Below are 14,172 nucleotides of genomic sequence, written 5' to 3' on the forward strand. Positions count from 1 at the left end.
GCGCTATCCGGACTTTTTCATAATGAATTCAAACTTAGATTAGAACTGTTTTTAATCAAGGAATGATTAAAAAGCAAAAAACGGCCGGACATGCCATACAGAAGTCTTATTATATCCTTGTAAACAAACCCTTTCCCATTTGTATAAGGGATCATCGATATGCCAGAGAAGCATCCAGTTTCTATCTTTATCATATTGAGAACTGCAACTGAAACCAAGTCTGTAGTTCACGTTAAACTGCGGTAACGATTTACCAACTTTGGATAACTGTCCTTCTAATTTATCTAACGTTTCCTGTCCCCACTTTTCATCTTGTAAACCATTACCGGTATTGTGTTGGAAGTTTTCCGGAGATCTTCCACAAATATTCACCAACATATCAAACCATTGCCCTATACTTGGCAGAAACCACGGACTGCGTTCAATCCCATCCGGTACCTTATTGCTGTTATTGTAAGTTTTCACCAGATAAAAAGCACGACAGTCGCTTACAAAAGATGCATCACCCTCATGATTTGCCAGCATCTGTAAAGTTTCAGAGTAGCCATTCATGTTATTCTTGATTCTACTAAAATCATGCTTTGACTTTACATCAGCTATTGATATTGTGTCAATACCCACTTCGATTAAATCCACCGGTCCCCAATTCCCTTCTTTCAAACTATCCAACATCATCACATAGGCATGATTCCATCCCTTTTCATTGCACTTCTTGTCTGTCATCCTTTCCGGATCGCAAGTAATTACCATTCCGATAGCATTTTTATAATCATAGATTTTCCCATCTTCTTCCAACATTCCATTTCCTGGATGTACCTCTATTCTTCTATCGATTTCGTTCTGAAAGATAAAATCCCCGGGATAAAGCTTTCTTTCTATACTTCCTTTACCGGGTACGGGACTGATAACTTTCAGAGTATAGCATTTTCCAGAAACAAGAGTAATGGAGCTGCCCGAATAATTTATCTTTATATTCGTATCATCTCTTCCATTGGTAGTCGTATAGTTTCCGGTAACCCGTGCATTTGCTTGTGGCGGAACAATGGCACAATATTTCAAAGAATCTATCTGATATGGAGTAATACCATTCAGACTCACATTAATAGCTACCGAGTCTGTTCCTAAAACCCTCGATTCCATATGGTAAACAAAGCCTGCCTTTTCAGGAGCAAAACAACCTACGTATACTTGCGGTTGCAACACAAGCAATGCAAACTGGTGTTGAAACTGCAAGCTCAAGATTATTCCGGAAGAATTGTCAATAGCAGGTACGCCGGTGGCAATCAACAAGTCGCTGACAATATGCTTTTCTGTTGTGGACTGGTCTTTCGAAGGTTGCAGTTTTTCATTCCCGGTCAGTGAGGCAATAGCTCCGTCCATACCCTTTGAGACATCTATTGTGATATTCCTCCTATATGGATAGTATGCGACATAACTCACTCCATCATACCAATAAAGTGTACCATTTCCCACCGGATTCCAACTGCCGCTTGACCTATTGTAAACCAATTTGGCATTATCAATATCATCCATTATAGCACCGTCCTTTATGGCAAAAACACCAATCGAATCACCATCGACAAACTCCATTTTAAGATGTTCATCCTTTACAGAGGTACGTGTAGAGGACTTTCCTGCATGGGATAACTCTTCAAAATCAGCTACTATAGCCCGGATTGTAAAGGGGACTCCCTCACAGCCCGTAGACCTTTTCTCTATCGCAAAGATACAAACAAATTTGGAATATAAATATGCAGAAATACCGGGACTTTTCAAGCAAAACATGAAAGGAAAAAGAAGGAAAGTCCAGCAGATTCAAAAGATGTTTTACAAGATTAGGCTCCACCGAACAAAGACATCACATCCATCTCGCCCCAATACAGATGTGTATAGCTGGCAATCAGGTTCTTATAACGAAAAATGGGAGTAGCGACCTTCTCTCCTCTGGCATTGAAAACCTGCACTATCGAGGGAGTAAGACTGTACGCACCACTTTCTTTTCCACCAGCTTCGGGCACAGCAAGCTGCGTATAATGGAATTCGTGTCCTTTAAGCCGCCATCCGTTATAGTCGAATCGACGGTATCCCAATGTCAGTTTCCTGCGTTTACGCTCGTTCGTGATGCTGAAAGGTAATACTCCCACCATCTCATTTCCGACATTGCTTACACTGTTCCCGGTGCTTCTTCCGTCTGTATCACTGCCTCCCCCGTCCGTATCCCCATCAGAAAGAACGGACTGCGAAAGATATATCATCCCCCCGCATTCTGCCAGCGTCCTGCCACCAGCCTCTATATAGCTGCGGATAGACTCCCTGGCAAGCCTTGCCCCGGCAAGTTCCTCCAGACGGTTCTCGGGATAGCCGCCGGGCAGATAGAGCAAATCCGTCTCTTGCGGAATAGCCCGGTCCTGCTCCGGATTGAAGAAAGTGACCGTGCCCATACAGCGCAGAATATCCAGATGCTCCGCATAGAGGAAGGAAAAGGACTCTTCGTTGCGCGCTACCGAGATATGCAGCTTCCCCGGCTCTGATAGTACCGACTTCTCCTCCACAGCCGCCGCAGGCAATGGAAGCCCGATTGTCGAGAGTAGCAGTTCCCAGTCCACATGTTCCTCCAGCAAGCCTGCCAGCATGTCCAGCCCCTCCGTCTCCTTAGAACGGCTGAAATCCAGCCCCAGATGGCGTGACTCCTGCTCCAGTTCCTTCCGTTTGGGCAGATAGCCCAGACAAGTCACGTTCAAGTCTTCACAGACCTCCTGCAGCATCCGGTAGTGGTGGGGTGAGCCGACACGATTGAAGATAACTCCCGCAATACGTATATCCGGACGGAAATTGATGAACCCCGACAACAAAGGAGCCATGGAATAGGCAGCCGACTTGGCATCGACCACCAGCACCACAGGAATACCCAAGAGCCGTGCCACTTCTGCCGATGAGCCCCGGTCGCGGTCGTACCCGTCGTACATCCCCATCATCCCCTCGACCACGGCAACATCAGCATCTGCCGAATAGCGTGCATACAGACTGCGGACATGCTCCGGAGATGCCATGAAAGTATCCAGATTGATGGAAGGACGGCCACATACCGCCTCGTGATACTTAGTATCTATATAATCGGGACCGCACTTGAAAGGCTGCACCTTCAGACCTTTCTTCACAAACAATGCCATCAGTCCACGACTGACGGTGGTCTTTCCACTGCCCGATGTAGGGGCGGCTATGAGAAACTGAGGAATGGAATCCATTATGAAGCTATCAAATTAAATATTTTCCTCCTGCAAAGGTAAGCATATCTCCGACAAAAGTTTTATCTTAGCTGCGAAAATAAAACATACCACCATGATAACCGAAGAACTTAAGAAACTCTACATCGCACATACCGGACACGAACCGGAACAGATTGACGAACTCCCCTCCTCCGGCTCCAACCGCCGTTACTTCCGCCTCATCGGAAGTCCTACACTTATCGGCGTCAGCGGAGAGTCTGTGGAGGAGAACCGCGCCTTCCTCTACATGGCAGAACATTTCCGCCAGAAAGGACTGCCCGTACCGCAAGTGTTCATCCGCTCCGAAGATGATATCTATTATCTGCAAGAAGACCTGGGCGACTCGCTCCTATTCAATGCCATCGAGAAAGGCCGCAAGACCAGCGTATTCGGTGAGGAAGAGAAACAGTTGCTGCGCAAGACCATCCGTCTGCTGCCCGCCGTACAGTTTGCCGGAGCCGACGGCATGGACTTCTCCTACTGCTACCCGCAGGCAGAGTTCAATAGCCGCAGCATTCTGTGGGACTTGAACTACTTTAAATACTGCTTCCTCAAGGCTACGGGAATGGACTTCCAGGAAGACCGGCTGGAAGACGACTTCCAGAAGATGGCAGACGTGTTGCTCCGTAGCAGCTCCGCCACCTTCATGTACCGCGACTTCCAGAGCCGTAACGTTATGATAAAGGACGGCGAACCGTGGCTCATCGACTTCCAGGGCGGACGCAAAGGTCCGGTCTACTACGACGTTGCCTCCTTCTTGTGGCAGGCCAAAGCAAACTATCCCGACAGCCTGCGCCAAGAGTTGCTGAAGGAATACATCGACGCCCTGCGCAAGTACCAGCCCGTGGACGAGGCTTATTTCTATGCCCAGCTTCGCCACTTCGTATTGTTCCGCACCATGCAGGTGCTGGGTGCCTATGGTTTCCGCGGTTACTTCGAGAAGAAGCCCCACTTCATACAAAGTGTCCCCTTCGCCATCGAGAACCTTCGCCAACTGCTCCAAGAACCTTATCCAGAATATCCCTACCTCTGCCGGATTCTGCGCGAACTCACCGATCTGAAACAGTTTACAGACGACCTGCAAAAGCGTCGCCTCGTGGTGAAAGTCACCAGCTTTGCCTACAAAAAAGGTATCCCCGAAGATTCCACGGGCAACGGAGGAGGTTTCGTCTTTGACTGCCGCGCTGTGAACAACCCCGGCAAGTACGAGCGTTACAAACCCTTCACGGGACTGGACGAACCCGTTATCCGCTTCCTGGAAGACGACGGCGAGATAGCCGTATTCCTGGAGCATGCCTACGCCCTTGTCGACGCTTCCGTGAAGCGCTACATGGAACGCGGCTTCACCAATCTGTCTGTCTGCTTCGGCTGCACCGGCGGACAGCACCGCTCCGTATATTCGGCACAACACCTGGCGGAACATCTGCACAAGAAGTTCGGCGTGCAAGTGAACCTGATACATAGAGAACAGAATATTGAACAGACGTTTAAGGCCAAAGTTTAATGTGCTAATGTGAGAATATGCCAATATGAAAGCCATGATTTTCGCCGCCGGCCTGGGCACCCGGTTGCGCCCCTTGACGGACAACATGCCCAAGGCCCTCGTTCCCGTAGCAGGAAAGCCCATGCTGGAACGGGTGATACTGCGGTTGAAGGAAGCAGGATTCAACGAGATAACGGTCAATATCCACCACTTCGGGGAGCAGATTATCGACTTCCTCCGTGCCCACGACAACTTCGGCACGGAGATTCACATCAGCGACGAACGCGGCATGCTGCTCGACACCGGAGGAGGCATCAAAAAGGCACGCCCCTTTCTGGACGGACAAGAACCTTTCCTGGTGCACAACGCGGATATTCTGACGGACATTGACCTTGCAGGTCTCTACCGCCACCATCTGGAGAGCGATGCGGAGTCTACCCTGCTTGTGAGCGAGCGCAAGACTTCCCGCTATCTCCTTTTTGACGACGACTACCACCTGCACGGCTGGATAAACAAGTCCACCGGAGAGGTGAAACCGGCAGGCTTCGACTACCGGGAAACGAAGTACCGGGAACTCGCCTTCGGAGGTATCCACATCATCTCCCCCTCCCTCTTCCACCTGATGGACGATGGGCAGTGGAACGGCAAGTTCTCCATCATTCCTTTCTACTTGTCCGCCTGCACAAAGGTGCACATACAAGGCTATCCGCTGCAAGGATTCCGCTGGTTCGACATCGGCAAACCGGAGACACTGGCACAAGCGGAGGAATACTACAAACAAAAATAACAAGTAATGTAAAGCAGCCTAACATTACTTGTTAGCTCCCTTTACATTACTTGTTATCAAATCAACCTATGTACCATAGATTATCTATGGTGAAACTACGCCAACGCCAGTATCAGCAACTGAGCCGTCAGCACCCGCAGGAACATAGCCAGCGGATAGACTGTGGCGTATCCCACCGCAGGGGCATCGCAGGATGTCAAGTCCGAGGAATAGGCCAATGCAGGTGGATTGGTGTTAGCTCCGGACAGCACACCTATCAGCGTATAGTAGTTCAGCTTCCAGAAATAGCGCCCCATGAATCCTGTCACCAGCAACGGGACAACCGTGATGATGGCCCCATAGCCAATCCACACATAGCCGCCTTCGTAGATAATGGTATCGATGAATCCCTTTCCTGCACCCAACCCCACGCAGGCCAGGAACAAGGCGATACCGATTTCGCGTATCATCAGATTGGCACTCATCGTCGTGTAGGTTATCAGCTTATATTGAGGCCCGAAACGGCTGATGAGGATGGAAACCACCAACGGTCCGCCGGCCAGTCCCAGTTTCACGGGTTGGGGAATGCCGGGGAACATGAACGGCAGACTGCCCAAGATACATCCCAGGGCAATACCCAGGAAGATAGGAATCAAGTTGGGATGGTTGAGACGCTTCAGCGAGTTACCCAGCACCTTCTCCGCATGGCTCACGGCAAGCTCACTGCCTACAATCGTCACACGGTCTCCCATCTGCAACTGCAAGTGGGGAGTTGCCACCAGGTCCACGCCCGAACGGTTGATACGGGTGATGCAGGCACCGAAGTTGTTACGTATCTTGAGCTGAGACAGAGACTTGCCGTTCAGTTCCGGCTTGGTGATGAGGATGCGGCGTGAAATCAAGTTCTTGTCCTCCCGTTCCCACTCCACCGAAATTTTTCTTCCGAAGAAGGCAACAATGGCCTCCACATCTTTCGGGTTGGCAATGAACAGAATTTCATCCTGCATGTGCAGCACCGTATCGGCATTCGCCAGTTCTGTTTCCTGACTGCCGGTGTGCCGGATGCGGGAGATGACAAACGCACGGTTCAACAATGGTTTCACATCTCTGATCCGCTTGCCGTCTATTGCCTCATTGCGTATCTCTACCGATATGGGACGCACGGTCAGCTCCTGCAGATGACCCAGCCCGTGCTCGGCATCCTCCTCTTCTTTTTGGGTGTTAATCCGCATGAAAATCTTCAAGGCTAGCAGCGCCAGGATGCAGCCCACCACACCCAGCGGATAGGCAACGGCATATCCGAGTGCGATTTCCGGAGCATCCACCCCGTTGAGGTCACTGTTTGCCTGCTGGGCAGCACCCAGACCGGGGGTATTGGTCACGGCTCCGGACAAGATACCCACCATCGTAGTAATGGGGATTCCGGTGGCAAAGTGCAACACAATGGTGATAACCACGCTGAGGAAGACGGAAAGCATTGCTACCATGTTCAGCGTAAGTCCGCCCTTCTTGAAAGCGGAGAAGAATCCCGGTCCCACTTGCAGACCGATGGAATAGACAAACAGTATCAAGCCGAACTCCTTCAGGAAGTGCAGCAGATGTTCGTCGAGGTTCATGTCGAAATGTCCGAAGACAATGCCCACAAACAAAATCCAGGTGACACCCAGCGAGATGCCTGCCACCTTCAACTTGCCCAGCATGATACCGAAGGTGATGACCAGGGACAGAATTAGGACAGAGTGTGCCACTCCTCCGCCCCAAAGGTTGGGATAACCCTCAAAGAGGTTTCTTAATAGTTCCATAGTTTCTATCTTTAGTTTTTACTTTTCAGCCTTATTGTTTAATTCTTAATTCTCTATTTAAAAAGTGTATCCCCACAGAAATCACTTCTCCGGGGATACGCATTTCACACATAAAAAATAACTACTATTATAAAGGCATGTTGCCGTGCTTTTTCGGTGGATTGCTCTGATTCTTGTTGTGCGCCATCTCCAATGCCTGCACCAGCTTGTAGCGGGTGTCACGCGGCATGATGACCTCATCTATGAGGCCACGCTCGGCGGCGCGGTAAGGGTTGGAGAACTTGTCTTCATACTCCTTGATAATCTCCTGCTTCTCTTCGGCAGAGGACTTGCGGTAGAGGATGTTCACTGCACCCTCGGCACCCATCACGGCGATTTCCGCCTGCGGATAAGCCAGGTTCACGTCGGCACCCGTCGGTTTGCTGGACATCACGATGTAGGCGCCGCCGTATGCCTTGCGGGTAATCAGCGTTATCTTGGGCACGGTGGCCTCGGCATAGGCATAGACAATCTTGGCGCCGTGGCGGATGATGCCGTTGTGCTCCTGCATCGTTCCGGGCAAGAAGCCGGGAACATCTTCGAAGGTTATCAGCGGGATGTTGAAGCAGTCGCAGAAACGAATGAAACGTGCCGCCTTGTCGCTGGCATCAATATCGAGCACACCCGCCAAATAGGCAGGTTGGTTTGCCACGATACCTACCGAACGCCCGTTCAGACGACCGAAACCGATAACGACGTTCTTGGCAAAGTGAGGCATCACTTCGAAGAAGTACTGGTTGTCCAGCACCGGTTCTATAATATCCTTGATGTCATAGGGCATGTTCGGGTCCTCAGGAATGACGGTCTGAAGCGCCTCTACCCGGCGATGGATATCGTCGGAGCAGGGAGTGAAGGGAGCATCCTCCATATTGTTGGACGGCAGGAAGCTCAGCAGCTCGCGGATGCTCATCAGTGTCTCCTCCTCCGTATTGCACATGAAGTGGGTAACGCCGCTCTTGCTGCTATGCGTATAGGCACCGCCCAGTTCCTCCTTGTCCACCTCCTCGTGGGTCACGGTCTTTACCACGTCCGGACCGGTGATAAACATGTGGCTCTGCTCCTTTACCATGAAGATAAAGTCGGTAAGCGCCGGAGAGTAGCATGCCCCACCGGCACACGGACCCAGAATAGCGGATATCTGCGGAATGACACCCGACGCAATGGTGTTCTGATAGAAGATGGAGGCATAGCCTGCCAAGCTGTTCACACCTTCCTGGATGCGTGCGCCGCCCGAATCGTTGAGGGCAATGACGGGAGCACCGTTCTTCAGGGCAAGCTGCTGCACCTTTACAATCTTTGCGGCATTCGTCTCGCTGAGCGAACCGCCATGCGCCGTGAAGTCGTAGGCATAGACAAATACAAGGCGGCCGTCTATCTTTCCGTAACCGGACACCATGCCGTCTCCGGCAATCTGTTTCTTCTCCATGCCGAAGTTGGTGCAACGGTGGTTCACGAACTTGTCCAGCTCATTGAACGAGCCTTTGTCCAGCAGCATGTCAATACGTTCGCGGGCAGTCATGCGGCCGGAGGCGTGTTGTTTCTCTATCTTGTCTACGCCCCCACCCAGCGAGGCACGTTTATCCAGTTCCTCAAACTGGCGGTATATTTCTTCTCTGTTCATATTTGCATTTACAATTTAGTGATTTATAATATACGGACTGAATGCGACTCGGGATTATTCCTCCTTTATCAACTCCAATTCAATCAATACTTGGTTGGCATTTACCGGTTCGCCCTCGCTCACGAGGATGTTGCGGACGATGCAGTCGGCATTTACCTTATAGTTACTCTGCATCTTCATGGCTTCCAGCACCACGGCAATGTCTCCGGCAGCCAGTCGGTCGCCCACCTTGACGGGGATGCTCACTACCTTGCCCGGCATCGGCGCCAGAATCTTGTCGCCCTGCTTCTCGTCGGCTCCTTTCTTCATGTGCAGATACTTGGCTTGCGTGTCCACGATGTCCACATGAAAGGAACGCTGGAGCATGCTGATGTCATAACTCTTGCCGCCCTCGCCGCGCACAAGGCCTGCGTTGAACGAGTTTCCGTTGTGCAGGATGGAGCAACTTCCGTTCTCTGCCATCACAATGTCCACTTCGTAGGGCTTTCCGTCAATGGTAAGTTGTACCTTATTCCCTTCCTTACCCACCAGGGTAATGTCTGCGATACGGTCTCCTATATGTATTTCCATTATTAATTATCCATTATCAATTATCCATTCCTTAAATCCTGAGCACTCCCTTCTGCAAGCCAAATTCCCTCCAACGGCTGATGGGGCGGCCATCGGACAGCTGTGCCGAAACATTCTCCTCCAGATTGACCAGATAGTCCATATAGGCAGCTATCATGGCGATGTTCTCCAACTCTTCGTTGGCAGTGTTGGTACGTACCAGCATGCGGGCGTTCTTCTCGATAAAGAGGGTGTTGTACTCTCCCTTCACAAAGTCGGGCACGTGCATGATGCGCTTCAGATAGGCAAGGTTGGTCTTTACGCCCGTAATCTTGTACTCGTAGAGCACACGGCGCATACGCTCGATGGCATACTGGCGGGTGGTTGCCCATACGATGAGCTTACCTATCATAGGGTCGTAGTAGATGGGAATCTCATAGCCGTCGTACACGTAGCTATCAATGCGGACACCGATTCCGTTCGGTTCCGTCAGTTGCTTGATGACACCGGGAGACGGCATGAAGTTGTTTTCCGTATCTTCGGCACAGATGCGGCACTCTATAGCATGGCCGCGCTGGAACAGTTCCTCCTGCTTGAGGTGCAGCACCTCGTCGTTAGCAATGCGGATTTGCTCTTTCACCAGGTCCACGCCTACCACTTCTTCCGTGATGGGGTGCTCCACTTGCAAGCGCGTATTCATTTCGAGGAAGTAGAACCGACGGTTCTTGTCTACCAAAAACTCGATGGTACCTGCACCGGAGTAGTTCACTGCCTTGGCTGCGGCAACCGCCTTCTCCCCCATCTCCCGGCGCAATTCCGGCGTAAGGAAGGGTGACGGGCTTTCTTCTACCACCTTCTGATTGCGACGCTGCACGGAGCATTCGCGGTCGAAGAGGTGGATGACGTTGCCGTGGTTGTCGCCCAATATCTGGAACTCGATGTGGTGGGGTTCTTCCACGAACTTTTCCAGATAGACCGTGTCGTCTCCAAAGGAGGACATGGACTCGGAGCGTGCCGTGTTGTAGGCTTCCACCACTTCGCTCTCGTTATGGATAAGGCGCATACCTTTACCACCGCCACCCATAGACGCCTTCAGCATCACGGGATAACCTACCTCGTTGCAGATGCGCACGGCTTCTTCGGCACTCTGCAAAGGTTGTTCCGTTCCGGGAACCACGGGTACGCCTGCCGCAATCATTCGCTTGCGGGCAGCTATCTTGTCGCCCATCGCCTCCATCGTCTCGGCGGCGGGACCGATAAAGATAATCCCTTCCTCCTTGCAACGGCGTGCAAACTCCGAGTTCTCCGACAAAAAGCCGTAACCCGGATGGATGGCATCGGCACCGCATCGCTTTGCCGTGGCAATCACTTTTTCAATATTCAGATAACTCTCTTTTGCCACGGCCGGTCCTATCGGATAAGCCTCATCGGCATATGCCACATGATGAGAGGTGCGGTCGGCCTCGGAGAAGACCGCAACTGTAAGCAGTCCCATCTCCCGGCACGAACGCATGACGCGCAAGGCAATCTCACCTCTGTTGGCAATCAATACTTTCTTAATCATTTTACTTTTTCTTTAATATATAAAGGATATATATAGTCACACCACAATGCGGACATACCTTTAACAAAGGCATTCCATTTCTTGTTTAAATGTTCAACTAATATCTTCGTACTGTCTTCCTAACCCACGAGCAAAGGCAGCCTTTAATGAATGGCAGGTCTTCTGACTGACTCCTAATCCTGAAGCCTTCCCGATATTTCAATGCATATCAGTGGCAAGGGTGTTTTTCATGATATAAACGGAGCTTCACAGCAGCGGGACTGTCCGGGATTTACACCCGATTCCCTTTTAATCCAGATGATGGAAACATGCATCCGGAACCAATTCGCGGGCAAAGATAACAAAAATTATCAGGAGTATTCGCAAACCTAATAGTTTTTGTTATCTTTGTCCCAGTTTTGGTTTCACCTCTCCCGGTTCTGTTGGAGATGAGTGATGAAAAAGGGAATCAGGTGCAAATCCTGAACAGACCCGCTGCTGTAAATCCTTCCAAAATCTTTGAATATTCTACAAGCCACTGTCCGCCCGGCGGATGGGAAGGCATTCAAAGAGGGATAAGTCAGAAGACCTGCCAAGACAACATAGTTTTAGTGCTTTCGGGGAATAAAGCAACAAAACATTGAGTCGAGGCATTCTTTATCCATATAAAGGAATCTTTCTCTTTGTTCATTTTTCCTTGAGGGCAAGTTACGAACGCTTATAAGGAACTGAAATGAGATTCATCACAGGACTGCTATTTACATTTATCTGCCTACTGCCTGCAGGTAGTATGGCACAGAATAAGGTCACCTTATCCGGAAAAGTCAAAGACCAGCACGGGACACCGGTAGCCCAAGCCACCATCGCAGTGGAAAACACCACCTCCGGCACCTATACGGACGACCGGGGGAAGTATTCACTGCAAGTCGCTCCGGGTAAACATACCTTCATCGTCTCCTTCCTGGGCTACCAAACCGTGAAACAATCCCTCGACATCCGGCAGGATAAAAAACAGAATTTCACATTGCAGGAAAGCGCCGTGGCATTGAATTCTGTCGAAGTATACGGAAAGACCCAAACGCAGAAAGTGAAGGAAGGGGCCTTTGCTGTCAATGCACTCGACATCAAGCCGATAGTAAACTCACTAAATAACCTCAACGACCTGGTGAACCGTACAACGGGCATCAAGGTGAGAGAGGAAGGCGGGGTTGGCTCGGACTTCGACCTCTCCATCAACGGCTTGTCCGGAAATTCAATCCGCTACTTTCTGGACGGAATGCCACTGGACACCAAAGGAAGCGGTGTTTCCCTCGCCAACTTACCCATTAACATCATAGACCGGATTGAGATATACAAAGGAGTAGTCCCTGCCAGCTTGGGAACAGATGCACTGGGCGGTGCCATCAATATCATTACAAAGCAGGAGAAGAAGAATTATCTGGATGTATCTTACGGCATCGGCTCCTTCCATACACACAAGACGGACCTGAACACCCAGTTCGTAGAAAAGGGAACCGGACTAATAGTCCGGCCAACCGTTGGCATCAACTACTCCAAAAACGATTATAGAATGAAGAATGTGCAGATGCGCGACGAAAGCGGAGACAATTTCATATATGGCAATCCCAAGCGTTTTCATGACGGCTACTTCTCGCTACTGGCACAGGTGGAAGCCGGATTTGTCAACAAATCCTGGGCTGATGCCTTCTTTGTTTCCGCCTCCTATTCAAAAACAGACAAGGAACTGCAGACGGGGTCTGTCCAAAACAAAGTATACGGAATGGCAGAAAGGAATTCCGATTCCTGGAACATCTCTGCCCGCTATCAGAAGTACAACTTCATCCTGAAGAACATGCAACTGAATGCCTCCCTCTCCCACACCTGGGACCATTCCTTGACCGTGGACACTGCCTATCGGAAGTACTATTGGGATGGAGGATACATCGTGAGCCAGCGCAACGAGATTATGGGCAAAGAACCATCCATACGCCACTACAAGCGTCCGCTCACCATTATGCGCACCAACCTGGACTATCAGCTGAATACCCATCACAGCTTTAATCTGAACTACCATTTGAGCCGTACCGGAAACGACCGCTTCGATGACCTTGATACCAGCTTCGAGCCGTCAAAAGATGTGGTTACCAAACATATCCTGGGACTCTCCTACAACCAGTCTCTGTTGGATGGCAAGATGGAAAACGTATTCTTCATAAAAGACTACATCAACCATCCCAATATCCGGCAGACCGACCAATCCAGCGTGACCGGCTCGAAGGATGTGCAAGGTTCCACCACCAAGAACTACTTGGGCTACGGTGCTGGACTTCGATACACCATCGTAGAACCTTTATCCATCAAAGTATCCTACGAACATAGTGTGAGACTACCCATTGCCCGCGAGCTGTTGGGAAACGGTACCACCATCTATGCCAACGTGGCACTGAAACCGGAAAACAGTAACAACTTCAATGCTTCTCTATTCGGCACATGGCACCCGGGCAATGGACATACATTCTATTACGAGATGAGCGGATTTTTCCGCAAGGTAAACAACTACATTCAGACCAGCATTGCCGAGAAAGAAGGCACGATGCAATATACCAACGTCCCTGCCGTCCACGTGAAAGGTGTGGAAGGGGAAATACGCTACGACTGGCAAGGCAGACTGCAGCTCTCCACCAACGTCAGTTACCAAGACACCCGCGACCAGCAGAAGTACAAGGGCGACGGAAAACCCTCCGCCACCTACAACAACCGTGTGCCCAACCGTCCCTGGCTCTTTGGCAGTGTAGAAGCATACTATACCTTCCGCAACATCGCCCTGCCCGAAAGCAGACTGCGCCTGGGTTGTACCTATCAGTGGGTGCACTGGTACTTTTTGACCTGGGAAGCTTACGGCTCGTATGACAACAAGGCACGCATTCCCGCCCAGCACATCTGTAATGCCGACATCACTTACTCATGGAGACGCGGACGCTATAATCTGGCTTTGGAGTGTACCAACTTCCTCGACAAGACAGCCTATGACAACTACAAGCTGCAGAAGCCCGGACGTGCTTTTTTTGCTAAATTCAGACTATTCATTAACTAATCATTTAAT

General features: G+C 50.4%; 9 protein-coding genes and 2 riboswitches. Of the genes, 3 read left to right on the forward strand and 6 right to left on the reverse strand.

The genetic code is table 11. The features are described from left to right. Positions 1-66: 66 nt before the first annotated feature. Positions 67-1,785, reverse strand: coding sequence for a fimbrillin family protein (locus DW947_RS00810; protein WP_117962419.1), 1,719 nt, complete (start codon positions 1,783-1,785; stop codon positions 67-69). A gap of 50 nt (positions 1,786-1,835) precedes the next feature. Further along, entirely contained in the window at positions 1,836-3,245 is a 1,410-nt protein-coding gene (locus DW947_RS00815; RefSeq protein WP_009038538.1) for a cobyrinate a,c-diamide synthase, read from the reverse strand. Between the two features lie 94 nt (positions 3,246-3,339). Here DW947_RS00815 and DW947_RS00820 point away from each other — a divergent pair, with 94 nt between their 5' ends. Together DW947_RS00820 and DW947_RS00825 are read left to right on the forward strand one after the other, a co-directional pair. After that, positions 3,340-4,770, forward strand: coding sequence for a phosphotransferase (locus DW947_RS00820; protein ID WP_009038539.1), 1,431 nt, complete (start codon positions 3,340-3,342; stop codon positions 4,768-4,770). Between the two features lie 25 nt (positions 4,771-4,795). Continuing rightward, the gene (locus tag DW947_RS00825) at positions 4,796-5,536 is read left to right on the forward strand and encodes a nucleotidyltransferase family protein (protein WP_009038540.1); all 741 of its coding nucleotides are present in this window, start codon (positions 4,796-4,798) and stop codon (positions 5,534-5,536) included. 95 nt (positions 5,537-5,631) lie between these two features. Here DW947_RS00825 and DW947_RS00830 read toward each other — a convergent pair whose 3' ends face one another. The 4 genes from DW947_RS00830 to accC form a co-directional block, all read right to left on the reverse strand. Further along, positions 5,632-7,317, reverse strand: a complete 1,686-nt coding sequence (locus DW947_RS00830; protein WP_009038541.1) for a putative transporter — start codon at positions 7,315-7,317, stop codon at positions 5,632-5,634. A gap of 127 nt (positions 7,318-7,444) precedes the next feature. Beyond that, entirely contained in the window at positions 7,445-8,977 is a 1,533-nt protein-coding gene (locus DW947_RS00835; protein WP_009038542.1) for an acyl-CoA carboxylase subunit beta, read from the reverse strand. A gap of 54 nt (positions 8,978-9,031) precedes the next feature. Beyond that, on the reverse strand, positions 9,032-9,547 hold the full coding sequence (locus DW947_RS00840; RefSeq protein ID WP_005836686.1) for a biotin/lipoyl-containing protein: 516 nt from the start codon (positions 9,545-9,547) through the stop codon (positions 9,032-9,034). A 31-nt stretch (positions 9,548-9,578) separates the two neighbouring features. Then, positions 9,579-11,090 carry an acetyl-CoA carboxylase biotin carboxylase subunit gene (gene accC / locus DW947_RS00845; RefSeq protein ID WP_057252490.1) on the reverse strand — a complete coding sequence of 504 codons (1,512 nt, stop codon included), beginning with the start codon at positions 11,088-11,090 and terminating at the stop codon, positions 9,579-9,581. Positions 11,091-11,224: 134 nt separating this feature from the next. Continuing rightward, positions 11,225-11,430: riboswitch (cobalamin riboswitch) on the reverse strand. 42 nt (positions 11,431-11,472) lie between these two features. Next, a riboswitch (cobalamin riboswitch) is annotated at positions 11,473-11,681 on the forward strand. A gap of 121 nt (positions 11,682-11,802) precedes the next feature. On the opposite strand from accC, the gene DW947_RS00850 reads away from it, so the two are divergent. Beyond that, complete coding sequence (locus DW947_RS00850; protein WP_118940790.1) at positions 11,803-14,163, forward strand: TonB-dependent receptor; 2,361 nt, start codon at positions 11,803-11,805, stop codon at positions 14,161-14,163. Positions 14,164-14,172 lie beyond the last annotated feature (9 nt).

It is taken from the genome of Bacteroides sp. AM44-19, from assembly GCF_003603395.1.
In the GTDB taxonomy this organism is placed as follows: Bacteria; Bacteroidota; Bacteroidia; order Bacteroidales; family Bacteroidaceae; genus Bacteroides; species Bacteroides uniformis.